General features: G+C 70.9%; 16 protein-coding genes. 15 read left to right on the top strand and 1 reads right to left on the bottom strand.

Translation table 11 applies throughout. The features are described 5' to 3' along the window. Nucleotides 1–59 precede the first annotated feature (59 nt). The 14 genes from AB0I82_RS08380 to AB0I82_RS08315 all read left to right on the top strand — a co-directional run bounded on the left by AB0I82_RS08380 (nt 60) and on the right by AB0I82_RS08315 (nt 16153). Nucleotides 60–1829 carry a penicillin-binding protein 2 gene (locus AB0I82_RS08380; RefSeq protein WP_363256907.1) on the top strand — a complete coding sequence of 590 codons (1770 nt, stop codon included), beginning with the start codon at nt 60–62 and terminating at the stop codon, nt 1827–1829. Between the two features lie 11 nt (nt 1830–1840). Next, nucleotides 1841–3541, top strand: coding sequence for a UDP-N-acetylmuramoyl-L-alanyl-D-glutamate--2,6-diaminopimelate ligase (locus tag AB0I82_RS08375; protein WP_363256350.1), 1701 nt, complete (start codon nt 1841–1843; stop codon nt 3539–3541). 62 nt (nt 3542–3603) lie between these two features. After that, a complete protein-coding gene (gene murF, locus AB0I82_RS08370; protein ID WP_363256349.1) occupies nt 3604–5031 on the top strand; it encodes a UDP-N-acetylmuramoyl-tripeptide--D-alanyl-D-alanine ligase in 1428 nt (475 codons plus the stop codon). A gap of 5 nt (nt 5032–5036) precedes the next feature. Then, nucleotides 5037–6101, top strand: coding sequence for a phospho-N-acetylmuramoyl-pentapeptide-transferase (gene mraY / locus AB0I82_RS08365; protein ID WP_030256539.1), 1065 nt, complete (start codon nt 5037–5039; stop codon nt 6099–6101). Then, the gene (gene murD / locus AB0I82_RS08360; protein WP_363256348.1) at nt 6098–7513 is read left to right on the top strand and encodes a UDP-N-acetylmuramoyl-L-alanine--D-glutamate ligase; all 1416 of its coding nucleotides are present in this window, start codon (nt 6098–6100) and stop codon (nt 7511–7513) included. The genes mraY and murD overlap by 4 nt, the downstream gene beginning before the upstream one ends. Before the next feature lie 60 nt (nt 7514–7573). Continuing rightward, entirely contained in the window at nt 7574–8914 is a 1341-nt protein-coding gene (ftsW, locus tag AB0I82_RS08355; RefSeq protein ID WP_363256347.1) for a putative lipid II flippase FtsW, read from the top strand. Between the two features lie 6 nt (nt 8915–8920). Next, nucleotides 8921–10012, top strand: a complete 1092-nt coding sequence (gene murG, locus AB0I82_RS08350) for an undecaprenyldiphospho-muramoylpentapeptide beta-N-acetylglucosaminyltransferase (RefSeq protein WP_031056921.1) — start codon at nt 8921–8923, stop codon at nt 10010–10012. 26 nt (nt 10013–10038) lie between these two features. Next, nucleotides 10039–10884 carry an FtsQ-type POTRA domain-containing protein gene (locus tag AB0I82_RS08345; RefSeq protein ID WP_363256346.1) on the top strand — a complete coding sequence of 282 codons (846 nt, stop codon included), beginning with the start codon at nt 10039–10041 and terminating at the stop codon, nt 10882–10884. A gap of 275 nt (nt 10885–11159) precedes the next feature. Continuing rightward, a complete protein-coding gene (gene ftsZ, locus AB0I82_RS08340) occupies nt 11160–12383 on the top strand; it encodes a cell division protein FtsZ (protein WP_363256345.1) in 1224 nt (407 codons plus the stop codon). 34 nt (nt 12384–12417) lie between these two features. Next, entirely contained in the window at nt 12418–13146 is a 729-nt protein-coding gene (gene pgeF, locus AB0I82_RS08335) for a peptidoglycan editing factor PgeF (protein ID WP_363256344.1), read from the top strand. A 3-nt stretch (nt 13147–13149) separates the two neighbouring features. After that, on the top strand, nt 13150–13869 hold the full coding sequence (locus AB0I82_RS08330) for a YggS family pyridoxal phosphate-dependent enzyme (protein WP_363256343.1): 720 nt from the start codon (nt 13150–13152) through the stop codon (nt 13867–13869). A gap of 124 nt (nt 13870–13993) precedes the next feature. Beyond that, the gene (gene sepF / locus AB0I82_RS08325; protein ID WP_363256342.1) at nt 13994–14614 is read left to right on the top strand and encodes a cell division protein SepF; all 621 of its coding nucleotides are present in this window, start codon (nt 13994–13996) and stop codon (nt 14612–14614) included. 65 nt (nt 14615–14679) lie between these two features. Beyond that, nucleotides 14680–14973, top strand: a complete 294-nt coding sequence (locus AB0I82_RS08320; protein ID WP_363256341.1) for a YggT family protein — start codon at nt 14680–14682, stop codon at nt 14971–14973. Nucleotides 14974–15022: 49 nt separating this feature from the next. Continuing rightward, a complete protein-coding gene (locus tag AB0I82_RS08315) occupies nt 15023–16153 on the top strand; it encodes a DivIVA domain-containing protein (protein ID WP_363256340.1) in 1131 nt (376 codons plus the stop codon). Between the two features lie 113 nt (nt 16154–16266). Here AB0I82_RS08315 and AB0I82_RS08310 read toward each other — a convergent pair whose 3' ends face one another. Continuing rightward, a complete protein-coding gene (locus tag AB0I82_RS08310; protein WP_363256339.1) occupies nt 16267–17388 on the bottom strand; it encodes a Gfo/Idh/MocA family oxidoreductase in 1122 nt (373 codons plus the stop codon). Between the two features lie 97 nt (nt 17389–17485). Here AB0I82_RS08310 and AB0I82_RS08305 point away from each other — a divergent pair, with 97 nt between their 5' ends. Next, entirely contained in the window at nt 17486–18121 is a 636-nt protein-coding gene (locus AB0I82_RS08305) for a TetR/AcrR family transcriptional regulator (protein ID WP_363256338.1), read from the top strand. Nucleotides 18122–18184 lie beyond the last annotated feature (63 nt).

The following is an 18184-nucleotide window of genomic DNA, read 5'->3' as shown; positions in this document are numbered from 1 at the left end:
TCCGCCTCGGCAATCCCCGCCCGCGGCTCCGTCTCGTGGCCGTCGCGCTGACGCTGGTCATGCTGGTCTTCGCGGTACGGCTGTTCCAGGTGCAGGCGGTGAACGCGGACGCGTACGCGGCCAAGGCCAACGTCAACCGGTACGTGCCGGTCACGCTCGCCGCCGAGCGCGGCGCGATCACCGACCGGGACGGCGTGGACCTGGCCACCACCGTGGACGCGTACGACATCACCGCCGACCCGAGCCTGCTGGCGCCCGACAAGATCAAGATCGATGACGCGCCCGAGAAGGCGGCCGCGCTGCTCGCGCCGATCCTCGGCGAGGACCAGAAGGAACTGGCCGAAAAGCTCTCCAAGTCCGACTCCCGCTACGTCCTGCTCTCGCGCCGCCGGAGCCCCCAGGTCTGGAAGCAGATCAAGGATCTGCGGAGCGCGCTGGACACCAAGGCGCAGGCCGCGCCCAAGAGCGACCCGCGGCCCAACGTCCTGCTCGGCATCTTCGCGGACGAGCACAGCAAGCGGGTGTACCCGAACAAGGAGCTGGCCTCCGGGGTGCTCGGGTTCATGAACTCCGAGGGGAAGGGCGCGGGCGGCCTCGAAGCGAGCCTGGACAAGAAGCTCGCGGGCAAGCCCGGCAAGCTCGTCTACGCCCAGTCCGGGGGCCGTCGGGTGCCCACGGCCGACACCCAGGAGCACCCCGCGGTGCCCGGTACGGACGTCGAGCTGACCCTCGACCGGGACATCCAGTGGGCGGCCCAGGAGGCCATCACCAAGCAGGTCGAGAAGTCCAAGGCGGACCGCGGCTACGTCGTCGTCCAGGACACGCGGACCGGCGAGATCCTGGCGCTGGCCAACGCCCCTGCCTTCGACCCGAACGACATCACCCGCTCCGACGCCGACGCGCTCGGCAACGCCGCGCTGAGCGACGCTTTCGAGCCAGGTTCGACCAGCAAGCTGATGTCGCTGGCGGCCGTGCTGGAGGAGGGCGCCGCGACGCCGTCCACGCACGTCACCGTCCCGAACCGGCTGCACCGCGGCGACCGGCTCTTCGCCGACGACATCGACCACCCCACCTGGCACCTGACGCTGAACGGCGTGCTCGCCAAGTCCAGCAACATCGGCACCATCCTGTCGGTCGAACAGCTGGGCAAGACCCAGCGCGAGGCGAACCAGGTGCTGTACTCCTACCTGCGCAAGTTCGGCATCGGGCAGCCGACCGGGCTGGGCTTCCCGGGCGAGACCCCCGGCATTCTGGCCAAGCCGCAGGACTGGAGCACCTCGCAGCAGTACACGATCCCCTTCGGGCAGGGCCTCTCGCTCAACGCCGTGCAGGCGGCGTCCGTGTACTCCACGATCGCCAACGGCGGGGAGCGGATCGCGCCCACGCTCGTCCGCGGCACCAAGGGCCCCGACGGCCGGTACGTCGCCGCGCCCAAGCCCGACAAGACCCGTGTGGTGAGCCCGAAGACCGCGAAGACGCTGGCCCGGATGCTCGAATCCGTGGTCGACGACCAGGAGGGCACCGGCACCGCCGCGAAGATCCCCGGCTACCGGGTCGGCGGCAAGACCGGCACCTCCAACCGGGTGGATCCGAAGACCGGGCGGTACCACGGCTACACGGCCTCCTTCGCGGGCTTCGCGCCCGCCGACAAGCCCCGCATCACCGTCTACTGCGCCGTACAGAATCCGACCAGCGGAAGCTACTTCGGCGGCCAGGTCTGCGGGCCGATCTACAAGCAGGTCATGCAGTTCGCACTGAAGTCGCTCCAGGTGCCGCCCACCGGTGCCGAGGCACCACGACTCCCGGTCAGCTTCAAGCCGGGTGAATGAGGTGATTCGTGATGACCATCACTTCCGACGCGGGGAACCGCCCACCGCCGCGTCCCTCGCTTCGCCCCGAGGCCCATGGGCCCGGTACGCTCACCGCCGTGTCACATGCTGATCAGTCCCCCAATGCCCAGCAGGACGGCCCCGGCAAACACCCCGGCCCGCCCCGCCCCGAGCACGTACGTGCCATCCCGCTCGCGGAGCTGGCACACCAGCTGGGCACGGCCGTGCCGACGGCGGAGGCCGCGGTCACCGGCATCACGCACGACTCCCGCGCGGTACGCCCCGGTGACATCTACGCCGCGCTGCCCGGCGCCCGCTTCCACGGCGCCGACTTCGCCGCGCAGGCCGTCGAGCTGGGCGCCGCCGCGATCCTGACCGACCCCGGCGGCACCGAACGGGCCGCCGCGACGGGCCTGCCGGTCCTCACGGTCGACAACCCGCGGGCCCGGATGGGCGCGCTGGCGGTGTCGATCTACGGCGACCCGGGCGCTGAGCTGCTGCAGATCGGCATCACGGGCACGTCGGGCAAGACGACGACCGCGTACCTGATCGACGGGGGCCTGCGGGCCGCCGCCGAGAAGGCCGGCGGGGGACTGACCGGCCTGATCGGTACCGTCGAGTCCCGGATCGGCGACGAGCGGCTGAAGTCCGAGCGGACCACGCCCGAAGCCACCGACCTGCAGGCGCTCTTCGCGGTGATGCGCGAGCGCGGCGTCCGGTCGGTCGCCATGGAGGTCTCCAGCCACGCGCTCGTACTCGGCCGGGTCGACGGCTGCGTGTTCGACGTGGCGGTCTTCAACAACCTCAGCCCGGAACACATGGAGTTCCACACGGGCATGGAGGACTACTTCCAGGCCAAGGCGCAGCTGTTCACCAAGGCCCGCTCCCGGGCCGGCGTGGTGAACTTCGACGACGAGTACGGCCGCCGGCTCATCGAGGGCGAGTCCGAGGTGCCGGTCACCTCGTTCTCCGCCGAGGGCCACCCGGACGCGCACTGGCGCGCCGCCGACGTCGAGGTCGGCACGCTGGGCTCGACGTTCACCGTGCACGGCCCGGACGGCGTGACCGTACGCGCCGCGTCGCCGATCGCCGGCCCCTTCAACGTCGCCAACGCGCTCGCCGCCATCACGGCCCTCGTGGTGGCCGGCGTCGACCCGCAGACCGCCGCCGACGGCGTGGCCGCCGTGCCCGGCGTCCCGGGCCGCCTGGAGCGGGTGGACGCGGGCCAGGACTACCTCGCGGTGGTCGACTACGCGCACAAGACGGACGCTGTCGAATCGGTCCTGCGCGCGCTGCGCAAGGTCACCGAGGGCAAGATCCATGCCGTACTGGGCTGCGGCGGCGACCGGGACCGCAGCAAGCGCATGCCGATGGGTGCCGCGATCGCGCGGCTCTCCGACACCGCGGTCCTGACCAGCGACAACCCCCGTTCCGAGGATCCGCTCGCGATCCTCGCCACCATGCTCGCGGGCGCCGCCGACGTGCCGTCGCACGAGCGCGGCACGGTACTGGTCGAGGAGGACCGGGCCGCCGCCATCGCCGCCGCGGTCGCCCGCGCGGAGCCCGGCGACACTGTCATCGTCGCCGGCAAGGGCCATGAGCAGGGCCAGGACATCGCCGGAGTGGTTCGCCCCTTCGACGACCGCCAGGTGCTGCGCGAGGCCATCGAGAGCTCACTGAAGTTGCAGCAGCAGCACGATCACCAGGGATGACACACCGCCATGCGCGCACAACCCCCATCTCGGCATCTCCAGCCCCCGGCCGGAGGTGACCTGTGATCTCCCTGTCCCTCGCCGAGATCGCCGGCATCGTCGGCGGGCGGCCGCACGACATACCGGACGGCTCGGTCCTGGTGACCGGTCCTGTCGTGATCGACTCGCGGGCCGTGACCGACGGCGCGCTGTTCGCCGCGTTCGCCGGTGAGCGGGTCGACGGACACGACTACGCGGTCCAGGCAGTGGAGTCCGGCGCGGCGGCCGTACTGGCCACGCGTCCCGTCGGCGTGCCCGCGATCGTGGTCGACGATGTCGTGGCCGCGCTGGGCGCGCTGGCCCGCGAGGTCGTCCGGCGGCTCGGCGTGGGCGTCGTCGCCCTCACCGGCTCCGCGGGCAAGACCAGCACCAAGGACCTCATCGCGCAGCTGCTGCAGCGCAGCGCCCCGACGGTGTGGACCGAGGGCAGCCTCAACAACGAGATCGGCCTGCCGCTGACCGCGCTGCGGGCCGAGTCCGGCACCCGCCACCTCGTCCTGGAGATGGGCGCGCGCGGCGTCGGCCACATCCGCTACCTCACCGAACTGACCCCGCCCCGCATCGGGCTCGTCCTGAACGTCGGCAGCGCGCACATCGGCGAGTTCGGCGGCCGCGAGAAGATCGCCGAGGCCAAGGGCGAGCTGGTCGAGTCGCTGCCCGACGCGAGCGAGGGCGGCATCGCGATCCTCAACGCCGACGACTCGTACGTACGGGCCATGGCGTCGCGTACCAAGGCCCGTACGGTCTTCTTCGGCGAGTCCCCCGAAGCCGACATCCGTGCCGAGGATGTCCGGCTCACCGACGACGGTCGCCCCGCCTTCACGCTTCACACACCCTCCGGGTGCAGCGCCGTGATCCTGCGGCTGTACGGTGAGCACCACGTGTCGAACGCGCTCGCCGCGGCCGCCGTCGCCCATGAGTCGGGCATGCCCGCAGACGAGATCGCGTCCGCGCTCTCCGAGGCAGGCACGCTCTCCCGCTGGCGTATGGAGGTCACCGAGCGCGCGGACGGCGTGACGGTCGTCAACGACGCCTACAACGCGAACCCCGAGTCCATGCGGGCTGCGCTGCGCGCACTCGTGTCGATGGGCAAGGGGCGGCGTACGTGGGCGGTGCTCGGTCGGATGGCCGAGCTCGGCGAGGACGCGCTCGCCGAGCACGACGCGGTCGGGCGGCTCGCCGTCCGGCTCAACGTCAGCAAGCTCGTGGCAGTAGGGGGGCGGGAAGCCGCCTGGCTGCAAATGGGCGCTTATAACGAGGGTTCGTGGGGTGAGGAGTCGGTGCACGTGTCCGACGCACGGGCGGCGGTCGACCTGCTGCGCAGTGAGCTGCAGCCGGGAGACGTGGTGCTGGTGAAGGCGTCCAGGTCGGAGGGGCTGGAGCGGGTCGCGGCCGCATTGCTGGACGATGCGGCAGGCAACGGTGCGCAGGGCGGGGCCGCCACCCGATGAACACGATGAAGCAGATCCTCTTCTCCGGAATGATCGGGCTCTTCCTGACCTTGATCGGCACGCCGCTGCTGATCAAGCTGCTGGCCAAAAAGGGCTACGGGCAGTTCATCCGCGACGACGGACCGCGGGACCACCACAGCAAGCGCGGTACGCCCACCATGGGCGGCATCGCGTTCATCCTGGCCACGATCATCGCGTACGCGCTGACCAAGGTGATCACGAGCAGCGACCCCACCTTCTCCGGTGTGCTGGTGCTGTTCCTGATGGCCGGCATGGGCCTGGTGGGCTTCCTCGACGACTACATCAAGATCGTCAAGCAGCGGTCGCTGGGTCTGCGGGCCAAGGCCAAGATGGCGGGTCAGCTGATCGTCGGCATCGCCTTCGCCGTGCTGTCCCTGCAGTTCGCCGACCTGCGGGGGCAGACGCCGGCCTCGGACCGGCTCTCCTTCACCCAGGACTTCGGCTGGCAGATCGGCCCCGTGATCTTCGTGATCTGGGCGCTGTTCATGATCCTGGCGATGTCCAACGGCGTGAACCTCACCGACGGCCTGGACGGCCTGGCCACCGGCGCCTCGGTGATGGTCTTCGGCGCGTACACGTTCATCGGCATCTGGCAGTACCAGGAGTCCTGCGCCAACCAGATCACCGCGGGCCCCGGCTGCTACGAAGTGCGTGACCCGCTCGACCTCGCGGTCGTGGCCTCCGCCCTGATGGGTGCCTGTTTCGGCTTCCTGTGGTGGAACACCTCGCCCGCCAAGATCTTCATGGGGGACACCGGCTCGCTCGCCCTCGGCGGAGCGCTCGCGGGCCTGGCGATCTGCTCCCGTACGGAGCTGCTGCTCGCCATCCTCGGCGGCCTCTTCGTCCTGATCACCATGTCGGTGGTCATCCAGGTCGGCTCCTTCCGGCTCACCGGCAAGCGCGTGTTCCGTATGGCGCCACTCCAGCACCACTTCGAACTGAAGGGGTGGTCCGAGGTCCTTGTCGTGGTCCGGTTCTGGATCATCCAGGGCATGTGCGTGATCGTCGGCCTCGGCATCTTCTACGGCGGCTGGCAGGCGGCCAAGTGACCGGGCAGGACTTCGCCGGACAGCGGATCACCGTCGCCGGTCTGGGCGTGAGCGGCATCAGCGCAGCGCGCGCCCTGGCCGGGCTCGGCGCGACCGTCACCGTCGTGGACGGCGGGGACGGCGAGAAGCAGCGGGCCACGGCCGCCGAGCTGGAGGCCGCCGGTATCGCGGTACGCCTCGGGGACGGCGAGACGCTGCCCGAGGGCACTGACCTGGTCGTCACCTCGCCCGGCTGGAAGCCGAGCAGCCCGCTCTTCGCGGCCGCCGCCGAGGCGGGCGTGGACGTCATCGGGGACGTGGAGGTCGCCTGGCGGCTCCGCGGCCCCGGCGCGGCCCCCTGGCTCGCGATCACCGGCACGAACGGCAAGACGACCACCACGCAGATGCTGGCGTCGATCCTGGCCGCCGAGGGGCTGCGCACCGCGGCCGTCGGCAACATCGGGACGCCGATCATCGACGTGGTGCTCTCCGGTGAGTACGACGTGCTCGCCGTCGAGCTCTCCAGCTACCAGCTGCACTGGGCGCCCTCGCTGCGCGCCCACTCCGCGACCGTGCTGAACCTCGCCCCCGACCACCTCGACTGGCACGGCTCCATGGAGGCGTACGCCGCCGACAAGGGCCGGATCTACGAGGGCAACACCGTCGCCTGCGTCTACAACGTGGCCGACAAGGCCACCGAGGACCTGGTCCGCGAGGCGGACGTCGAGGAGGGCTGCCGGGCCATCGGCTTCACCCTCGGGACGCCGGGCCCCGGCCAGGTGGGCGTCGTCGAGGGCATCCTCGTCGACCGCGCGTTCGTCGAGAACCGGCAGAAGCAGGCCCAGGAGCTGGCCGAGGTCTCCGACGTCAATCCGCCTGCCCCGCACAACATCGCCAACGCGCTCGCGGCGGCGGCGCTCGCACGCGCGTTCGGCGTGCAGCCCGCCTCCGTACGGGACGGCCTGCGCGCCTTCCACCCGGACGCGCACCGCATCCAGCACGTCGCGGACATCGCGGACGTGTCCTACGTCGACGACTCCAAGGCCACCAACACCCACGCCACCGAAGCGTCGTTGGCCGCCTACGAGCACATCGTGTGGATCGCCGGCGGGCTCGCCAAGGGGGCCACCTTCGACGAGCTCGTACAGAAGTCGGCGGCGCGGCTGCGCGGCGCCGTCCTCATCGGCCGGGACCGTGCGCTGATCGCCGAAGCGCTCGCGCGACACGCCCCGGATGTGCCCGTCGTCGACCTCGACCGGACCGACACTGGGGCGATGTCCGAGGCGGTACGGGAGGCCACCCGGCTGGCCCGGCCGGGCGATACGGTCCTGTTGGCACCGGCCTGCGCCTCGATGGACATGTACCTGAACTACAACAAGCGGGGCGACGCCTTCGCCGACGCGGTCCGCGAGCTGGCCGCGCAGGACCAGTAACCCGTACGTCCCCGCCCGCGTCGTGGACGTGCGGCCGGCGCATCTGTGGAGGGGACGAGGATGACGGCCCGACCGGCGAAGGAGGCACCGCCGCGCCCGGCGCGGCGGACGCCGCCGCTTCCCCGGATGCCGCGGCCCGCCGGCCCGGGCGGCCCCCGGAGCCTGTACACCCGGCTCAAGCGGGCCTGGGACCGGCCGCTGACGGCGTACTACATCGTCCTCGGCGGCAGCCTGCTGATCATGGTGCTGGGCCTGGTCATGGTCTACTCCGCCTCGCAGATCAAGGCGCTGCAGTCCGGGCTGGCCCCCACGTACTTCTTCCGCAAGCAGCTGCTCGCGGCGGCGCTCGGCGGCGGGCTGATGGTGCTGGCGACCAAGCTGCCCGTCCGGGCGCACCGGGCGCTGGCGTACCCGCTGATCGCCGCCTCGGTCTTCCTGATGTGCCTGGTCCAGGTGCCCGGGATAGGCGTCGCGGTCAACGGCAACCAGAACTGGATCTCGCTCGGCGGCCCCTTCCAGCTGCAGCCCAGCGAGTTCGGCAAGCTGGCGCTGGTCCTGTGGGGCGCCGATCTGCTCGCGCGCAAACAGGAGCGGCGGCTGCTGACGCAGTGGAAGCATCTGCTCGTGCCGCTGATTCCGGCCGCCTTCCTGCTGCTCGGGCTCATCATGCTCGGCGGGGACATGGGCACCGCGATCATTCTCACGGCCATCCTCTTCGGACTGCTGTGGCTCGCGGGGGCGCCCACCCGGCTGTTCGTCGGGGTGCTGGCCGCGGCCGGCGTCATCGGCGCGCTGCTCATCAGGACGAGCGCCAACCGGATGTCCCGGCTCGCGTGCATCGGCGCGACCGACCCGGGACCGGGCGACCAGTGCTGGCAGGCCGTGCACGGGATATACGCGCTCGCGTCCGGCGGATTCTTCGGATCCGGTCTCGGCGCGAGTATGGAAAAATGGGGTGAACTCCCTGAACCGCACACCGACTTCATCTTCGCCATCACCGGGGAGGAACTGGGACTGGCGGGGACGCTGTCGGTACTCGCCCTGTTCGCGGCTCTAGGCTATGCGGGTATCCGCGTGGCCGGACGCACGGAGGATCCCTTCGTACGGTACGCCGCGGGTGGCGTGACCACCTGGATCACGGCCCAGGCCGTGGTCAACATCGGTGCGGTGCTCGGCCTGCTGCCGATCGCCGGTGTCCCGCTCCCGCTGTTCTCCTACGGAGGCTCCGCCCTGCTGCCGACGATGTTCGCCGTCGGACTCCTGATCGCCTTCGCGCGTGACGAGCCCGCGGCGCGGGCGGCGCTGGCCATGCGGCAGCCGGTATTCGCGAGAATGCCGGCTGGGGTGAGACGGAAGACGATGAGACGGCGCGTCAAGAAGCTGCCGTCCGGAGAGCGGTGAATTTCGGTGCATGTCGTACTCGCCGGTGGGGGGACCGCCGGCCACATCGAGCCCGCGCTCGCCCTCGCGGACGCCCTGCGCAGGCAGGACCCGACCGTGGGGATCACGGCACTGGGCACGGAGCGCGGACTGGAGACCCGGCTGGTACCGGAGCGCGGTTACGAACTGGGGCTGATCCCGGCCGTTCCGCTGCCGCGCAAGCCCACCCCCGAGCTGATCACCGTCCCCGGGCGGCTGCGCGGCACGATCAAGGCGGCCGAGCAGATCCTGGAGCGCACGAAGGCGGACTGCGTCGTCGGCTTCGGCGGTTACGTGGCGCTGCCCGGCTATCTGGCCGCCAAGCGGCTCGGCGTGCCGATCGTGGTGCACGAGGCCAACGCCCGGCCGGGTCTGGCCAACAAGATCGGCTCGCGGTACGCCAAGTTCGTCGCCGTCAGCACCCCCGACAGCAAGCTGCGCGACGCCCGTTACGTCGGCATCCCGCTGCGCCGCACGATCGCGACCCTGGACCGGGCGGCGGTACGCGCCGAGGCGCGCGCCGCCTTCGGCCTGGACCCGAACCTGCCGACGCTGCTGGTCTCCGGCGGCTCGCAGGGCGCGCGCCGGCTGAACGAGGTCATCCAGGCCGCGGTGCCGAGCTTCCAGCGCGCCGGCATCCAGGTGCTGCACGCGGTCGGCCCGAAGAACGAACTGCCGCAGGTCGACAACATGCCCGGGATGCCGCCGTACGTCCCGGTACCGTACGTGGACCGGATGGACCTCGCGTACGCCGCGGCCGACATGATGCTCTGCCGCGCGGGCGCGATGACCGTCGCGGAGCTGTCCGCCGTCGGGCTGCCCGCCGCGTACGTCCCGCTGCCCATCGGCAACGGCGAGCAGCGGCTGAACGCCCAGCCGGTGGTCAACGCCGGCGGCGGCCTGCTGGTCGACGACGCGCAGCTGTCCCCCGAGTGGGTGCAGGGCAACGTCCTGCCGGTCCTCTCGGACCCGCACCGGCTGTACGAGATGTCCCGCGCGGCCGCCGAGTTCGGCCGCAGAGACGCCGACGAACTGCTCGTCGGCATGGTGTACGAAGCAATCGCCTCCCGCCGGGGCTGACTCGGTCGGGGGGAAGGGGAGAAACCGTGGCCGGACCGAGCACTGTGCGCCCCGGCGAGCAGCATCGAGTGCCGGCCGGCCCGCCCGACCCCGAGGGGCCGGAGGAGCGGCGTGGCTCCGTGCTGCGGCGGCTGCGGCTGCCGTGGGCCGGGGAGCGCCGCCCCGGCCGGCCGCGGCGCCGCACGCTCATCGCGGCCACCGTCCTCATAGCGCTGCTGGTCGGCTTCGGTACCTGGGTGCTGTACGGCTCGGACTGGCTGCGCGCGGAGCGCGTGACGGTGCGCGGTACCGATGTCCTGACGGTGCGTGAGGTCGAGGCCGCGGCGGGCGTACCGCTGGGCGACCCGCTCGCCTCCGTGGACACCGACGGTATCGCCGCCCGGCTGGCCGACCGGCTCCGCCGCATCAAGTCGGTCGAAGTCGAGCGCTCGTGGCCGGACACCATCTCCCTGAACGTGACGGAGCGGCAGCCCGTCCTGGTCGTCCAAAAGGCCGGAAAGTTCCGTGAAGTGGACGACCGGGGCGTACCCTTCGCCACCGTCGGTATCGCGCCGCGCGATGTACCCCGGCTGGAAATGGACGCGGCCGATTCGCCGAGCCTGCGCCGTTTCGGTATCCCTGCTCTGAACCGCGCGGCGGTGAAGGTCGCCACCGCGCTTCCCGATACGGTCGGCAAGGACGTGCGCGTGATCCGGGTACGTTCGTACGACTCCATCACCCTGGAGCTGACCGGCGGACGCCGGGTCGAGTGGGGCAGCGAGGAACACGGCACGGAAAAGGCCAAGGTACTCCGCGCGCTGCTGAAAGCGGCGCGTGATGCGCACCACTTCGACGTGAGCGTCCCCAGTGCGCCTGCCGCGTCCGGGAGTTGACGTACGTACGCGCAGGCCAGCACCCTGGATGGCTACCACTACGGGTGATCACATAGGGTGAAAAGAAAAACGGGAGGTTCGGCGTGTTCGTTGAACGTGCGCCGCTTGTCGACTTAGTGTCTCGTTCCAAAGAACCCAGGGAACACAGGCACTGGTAACCCTAAACTTCAACGTTAGGGTTCGGGTCGGCAATACGGACCGTCCCATCGGCATCAGTCGTTGTCCACAGCACATGTGAGGCACCGACACGTAACTCGAGGCGAGAGGCCTTCGACGTGGCAGCACCGCAGAACTACCTCGCAGTCATCAAGGTCGTCGGCATCGGCGGCGGTGGCGTGAACGCCATCAACCGGATGATCGAGGTCGGGCTCAAGGGCGTCGAGTTCATCGCGATCAACACCGATGCGCAGGCGTTGCTGATGAGCGACGCCGACGTCAAGCTCGACGTCGGCCGTGAGATGACGCGTGGCCTCGGCGCCGGCGCAAACCCGGACGTGGGTCGCAAGGCGGCCGAAGACCACCGCGAGGAGATCGAGGAGGTCCTCAAGGGGGCCGACATGGTCTTCGTGACCGCGGGTGAGGGCGGCGGCACCGGCACGGGCGGCGCGCCCGTGGTCGCCAACATCGCGCGCTCGCTGGGCGCCCTGACGATCGGTGTGGTCACCCGGCCGTTCACCTTCGAGGGCCGCCGCCGCGCCAACCAGGCCGAGGACGGCATCGCGCAGCTGCGCGAAGAGGTCGACACCCTCATCGTGATCCCCAACGACCGGCTGCTGTCCATCTCGGACCGCCAGGTGAGCGTTCTTGACGCGTTCAAGTCCGCCGACCAGGTGCTGCTCTCCGGTGTCCAGGGCATCACCGACCTGATCACCACCCCGGGTCTGATCAACCTCGACTTCGCCGACGTGAAGTCCGTGATGTCCGAGGCCGGCTCGGCCCTCATGGGCATCGGCTCCGCGCGCGGCGACGACCGTGCGGTGGCGGCCGCCGAAATGGCCATCTCCTCGCCCCTGCTGGAGGCGTCCATCGACGGCGCCCGCGGGGTCCTGCTCTCCATCTCCGGCGGCTCCGACCTCGGTCTCTTCGAGATCAACGAGGCGGCCCAGCTGGTCAGCGAGGCGGCCCATCCGGAGGCCAACATCATCTTCGGCGCGGTCATCGACGACGCGCTGGGCGACGAGGTCCGCGTGACCGTCATCGCCGCGGGCTTCGACGGCGGTCAGCCGCCGGCCCGCCGCGAGAACGTCATCAGCTCGTCCTCCTCCGGCAAGCGCGAGGAGCCGGCCGCCCCGGCGAGCCGTCCGGCGCCCCCGGAGCCCCGCCCGGCCTTCGGCGGCCTCGGCGCCGTCCCGGTGCGGGACGAGGAGCCGGCCCCGGTCGAGCCGGCGCCGGTCAGCGAGGCCCCGGCACCGCCCCCGGTCGCTCCGCAGGTCCCCCCGGCCCGTCCGTACACGGACAGCACGGCCGAGGAGCTGGATGTCCCGGACTTCCTGAAGTAGCCGAAGACCTGAAGTGATAGGGCAGCAGCACGATGTGCTGACGAACGATGCGAGCGGCGCGCGCTTCGCCTTCACCGACCGGTGGGGCGGAGCGAGCGCCGCTCCGTATGCCGAGCTCAATCTCGGCGGCGCCGTGGGCGACGACCCCCAGGCGGTACGGACCAATCGCGAACTGGCGGCCAAGTCCCTCGGACTGGATCCGGCCGATGTGGTCTGGATGAACCAGGTGCACGGGCGCGACGTGGCGGTCGTGGACGGGCCGTGGCGCGACGGGACCGAGGTCCCGTGCGTGGATGCCGTGGTGACGGCCCGTCGGGGCCTCGCCCTCGCCGTCCTCACCGCCGACTGCACCCCCGTCCTCCTCGCCGACCCGGTCGCCGGGGTGGCGGGAGCGGCGCACGCCGGACGCCCCGGACTGGTCGCCGGGGTCGTGCCGGCCACGGTCGAGGCGATGACCGCCCTCGGGGCCGACCCCGAGCGGATCGCCGCGTACACCGGCCCCGCGGTGTGCGGGCGCTGCTACGAAGTGCCGGAGGCGATGCGCGCCGAGGTGGCCGCCGTGGTGCCCGAGGCGTACGCGACCACCTCCTGGGGGACCCCGGCGGTGGACGTGGCGGCCGGGGTGGCCGCCCAACTCGCCCGGTGCGGCGTGCGGGTGCGTGAACATTCCCACATCTGCACGCTGGAATCGGCGGACCATTTCTCGTACCGGCGCGACCGCACAACGGGGCGGCTCGCGAGTTATGTATGGCTGGACGGCTGAGCTGTGACGGACCGTAGAACGGAACTGGCCGAGAACCTGGCCCGGGTGGAGGACCGTATCTCCACCGCTTGTGCCAAAGCCGGTCGTAATCGTGGTGATGTGACCCTGATTGTGGTCACAAAGACCTACCCGGCAAGCGATGTCCGTATCCTTTCGGAATTGGGCGTCCGGCACGTCGCGGAGAACCGCGACCAGGACGCGGCGCCCAAGGCGGCCGCTTGCTCGGATTTGCCGCTCACTTGGCATTTCGTCGGCCAATTGCAGACAAATAAAGTCCGGTCTGTGGCCAGTTACGCGGATATCGTGCAGTCCGTGGACCGGGTCAAGCTCGTCACCGCGCTCTCCAAGGAGGCCGTACGTGCCGGGCGCGAGCTGGACTGCCTGATCCAGGTGGCACTTGACGCCGAGTCGGGGGAGCGCGGCGACCGCGGCGGCGTCGGTCCGGACGGGGTGGCGGCGCTGGCCGACGCGGTGGCGGCGGCCGAAGGGCTGCGGCTGGGCGGGCTGATGACGGTCGCCCCGCTGGCGGGGGAGTACGCGGGCCGGCCGCGGGCGGCTTTCGACCGGCTGACGGAAATCGCATCCGGCCTGCGCGCAGGTCATCCTGCTGCGAAAATGGTCTCGGCAGGAATGAGTTCGGATCTCGAGGACGCGGTGGCCGCCGGTGCGACACATGTCCGCGTGGGCACTGCGGTACTCGGAGTCCGACCACGGCTCGGGTAACGTCGCGAAGCAAGTCGGACCACAGCACAAAATATGGTCATTACCGTCAAAAGACGGGCAGGCCGAGTGGATCCAAGGCGACCGGTGACGGAGCCGATCCACCACAGAGCGGAGGACGCAGAGAATGGCCGGCGCGATGCGCAAGATGGCGGTCTACCTCGGCCTCGTGGAGGACGATGGGTACGACGGCCGGGGCTTCGACCCCGACGACGACTTCGAGCCCGAACTCGACCCGGAGCCCGAGCCGGAGAGGCGGCAGCAGCACCAGCCGCCCACCGAAGCACGCCCCGAACGGGACGAACCGGCACGAGTCGTATCGCCACCGGCGCAGCGCGAGTCTCCGCCAGTCGGCACGGAAAACGGACGACCCGCCCGAATCGCCCCCGTGGCGTCCATCACACCCGAACGTCCGAGCCTGGAGAAGAACGCACCGGTGATCATGCCCAAGGTTGTGTCCGAGCGGGAGCCGTACCGCATCACCACACTGCACCCCCGGACCTACAACGAGGCCCGTACCATCGGGGAACACTTCCGTGAGGGCACTCCGGTGATCATGAATCTGACGGAGATGGACGACACGGACGCGAAGCGACTTGTCGACTTTGCGGCCGGGTTGGTGTTCGGTTTGCACGGGAGCATCGAGCGGGTGACACAGAAGGTGTTCCTGCTGTCTCCTGCTAACGTCGATGTCACGGCGGAGGACAAGGCCCGCATCGCAGAGGGCGGGTTCTTCAATCAGAGCTGAGACGCAACACCGGGCACACCGCCCGGAAGACCTGATACGAAAGCAAGGGGAGAGGGAAGCGCGAGATGAGTATCGCTGGCCAAGTGATCTACATCGCGTTGTACTGCTTCCTGGTCGTACTGATCTTCCGGCTGGTGATGGACTATGTCTTCCAGTTCGCCCGATCATGGCAACCCGGCAAGGCGATGGTGGTCGTACTGGAGGCCACCTACACTGTCACTGATCCGCCACTCAAGCTTCTGCGGCGGGTAATCCCGCCGCTGCGTCTCGGGGGCGTGGCGCTCGACCTGTCCTTCTTCGTATTGATGATCATCGTCTACATCCTGATCACCGTCGTCAGGTCGGTGTTGTTGGTGTGAACGATACGGTCTTGCCGATTGCCGACGACTACGTTGAGGTGAAGAAGAGATGCCGTTGACCCCCGAGGACGTGCGGAACAAGCAGTTCACGACCGTCCGCCTCCGAGAAGGCTATGACGAGGACGAGGTCGATGCCTTCCTCGATGAGGTCGAAGCAGAACTGACCCGTCTGCTCCGGGAGAACGAGGACCTGCGCGCCAAGCTGGCCGCCGCCACTCGTGCTGCCGCCCAGAGCCAGCAGCAGCAGGGCATGCGCAAGCAGCAGGAGCAGCAGGACGGTCCGCCGCAGCAGCAGCGGCCCGGTGCCCCCGTGCCCGCCGCCATATCGGGTCCGCAGCCGGTCCCGCCCGGCCAGCAGCAGGGGATGGGTGGCCCGCCCCAGCTGCCCGGCGGTGCACCGCAGCTGCCCGCAGGTCCCGGTGGCCACGGCCCCGGTCCGCAGGGCCCGCACGGCGGCCAGATGGTCCCCGGCGGTCCCATGGGCGGCCCGATGGGTGGTCCGCAGGGCGGCCCCCAGGGTGGCCCGCAGCTGCCCCAGCCGGGCGGCCAGGGCGGCCCGGGCGGTGACAGCGCCGCGCGCGTGCTGTCGCTCGCGCAGCAGACCGCTGACCAGGCGATCGCGGAGGCCCGTTCCGAGGCCAACAAGATCGTCGGCGAGGCCCGCAGCCGCGCCGAGGGCCTGGAGCGGGACGCCCGCGCCAAGGCCGACGCGCTGGAGCGGGACGCGCAGGAGAAGCACCGCGTTGCGATGGGCTCCCTGGAGTCCGCCCGCGCCACGCTGGAGCGCAAGGTCGAGGACCTGCGCGGCTTCGAGCGCGAGTACCGCACGCGACTGAAGTCGTACCTGGAGAGCCAGCTGCGCCAGCTGGAGAACTCCTCCGACGAGTCGCTCGCCCCGCCGCGGACCCCGGCCGCCGCTTCGCTGCCGGCGTCCCCGTCGATGGCGTCGGCCGGTGCCGGCTCCATGGGCGGCGGCTCCAGCCACACCATGGGCGGCAACCAGTCCATGGGCGGCCACGGCGGCTCGAACGGCAGCAATGCCCCGTCGTACGGCGGTCAGCAGCAGATGTCGCCCGCCATGACCCAGCCGATGGCGCCGGTCCGGCCGCAGGGCCAGCAGCAGATGCAGCAGGCTCCGTCGCCGATGCGTGGCTTCCTCATCGACGAGGACGACAACTGACGCGGCTGACGCGGCAGCGTCGCACTTAGTCGGCAATCAGGGCCGGGCCCCCGGGGATCTTTCCCCGGGGGCCCGGCCCTTTTGTGCGTACGGTCAGGTGTTCCCCGCGTACGTCATACGGTCACCCGCGTCCCCGACGCGGCGGACCGCCGGACCGCGTCGAGCAGCCGGTGCAGCCGCAGTCCGGCGGCGAAGTCCGTGCCGCCGCGGGTGCCGCTCCGCAGGTCGGCGGCGAGCCGTGCGTACTGGCGCGCCACATTGGCACCCTCGGTCTCGTCGGCGAGCCCGGGTATGTCCTGCGCGCCGGGAACGGGGATCTCCTGCCAGGTGTGCTCCCCGGCCGCGGCGCCCCACAGCCGCAGGTCGCCGATCTGGATGCCGGCCGGTGCGTACGGCCCCGCGGAGACGAGCGCCAGGTCGCCGTCGGTGCCGGAGATGTCGATTCGGGTACCGGCGTTGGAAGATCTGGCGTCGTGGAGGTGTACGGAAGCCGACGCGCCGCCGGTGAGGGTGGCGTGCAGCAGGAGGTGGTCGGGGCTGGTGGCCGCCACCTCGGCGCCGGTCTCGGCGACGACGGCGACGGGGTGCTGCACGGAGAGCGTGGCCGAGAGGTCCTCGATGTCGCCGAGCAGGTACTGCAGGGCGTCCAGGGTGTGGCCACCGGCCACCTCCAGCGTCCCGGCGCCGTTGGAACGGTCCAAGGTGTACGCGCCCCAGGCCGGCACCCGGCGGCCCGCGCCCTTGCCGCGGGTGGCGTGGACGCTCGCGGAGACGACCCGCCCGATGCGGCCGCTCTCGATCAACTCCCGGGCGTGCCGCAGCGCGGGGGAGAGCCGGGCCTGCAGCCCGACCGTGTGGTGGACGCCCGCGGCCTCCGCCGCCGCCGTCAGCTCCGCGGCCTCGGCCGTCGTGCGGGCCAGCGGCCACTCGCAGTACACGTGCTTCCCGGCCGCCAGCGCCGCGCGAACCGGCTCGGCGTGTGCGGGCACCTTGACGGTGACGGCCACCAGATCGACGTCCGGATGCCGGGCGAGCTCGGCCGCGTCGGTGAAGGCGTGCGCGGCGCCGAACTCCCGCGCGGCCGACCGGGCGCTCTCGGCGCGGGTCGTGCCGACCGCGGTGATCTCGTACTCCGGCAGCGCCTGCAGGGCGGGGACGTGGGCGCGGGCCGCCCAGCTGCGGTCGGGGTTCGCGCCGACGATGCCCACCCGGATCTTCTTCGAGTTCAAGTCCATGCACGCCACTCCAGGGCAGTAACCGGACAGATCTTGTCCGTTTACTCAGACTAGCTAACCGGACAAGATCTGTCCGCTTGTTGCTAGGATCCGGTCCATGGACACACCGCGTACGGCAGTCGACCGCCTGCTGGTGGACGGCTCGGGGAACCGGCCGCGGGCCGACGCCCGGCGCAACGTCGAACGCCTGGTGGCCGCGGCCCGTACCGCCGTCGCCGAGGTGGGCGTCGAGGTCTCCGCGCACGACATCGCGCGCCGGGCCGGGGTGGGGGTCGGGACCTTCTACCGCCGCGTGCCGTCCCGGGAAGCGCTGCTGGAAGCGGTACTGGAGGACGTGCTAGCCGAGGTCATGGAGCTGGCCGACCGGGCGCTGGCCGACCCGGACCCCTGGCACGGCTTCACGACGTTCGCCACCGCCTACGTCGGCCTGCGCACCGAGAGTTGCGGGATCGGGGAGGCGCTCGGCGGGGCGTGCGGCGAGGTCTTCGAGCAGACCCTGGCCGACCTCAGGGGGCGGGTGCGCGCGCTGGTGGCACGCGCCCAGGAAGCCGGTGTCCTGCGGGCCGATGTGGCCTGGCAGGACGTGCCGTTCCTGCTGGCGGCCGTGGCGACCACGGGCCGCACGGTCGGGCTGACCGCGGGCGAGCGGCAGTGGGAACGCCATCTCCGGGTCGTACTCGATGGACTGCGCACTCCGGACCCGGTCCCGCTGCCGGGCAGCCCGCCAAGCTGAGGCGAGTCGAGACACGCCGAGGTCCCCGGTACGGGTGTACCGGGGACCTCGGAACGGTGTGCG

The organism is Streptomyces sp. NPDC050315 (assembly GCF_040655775.1).
Taxonomy (GTDB): Bacteria; Actinomycetota; Actinomycetes; order Streptomycetales; family Streptomycetaceae; genus Streptomyces.
This window is presented reverse-complemented; position numbering and strand designations above follow the sequence as displayed.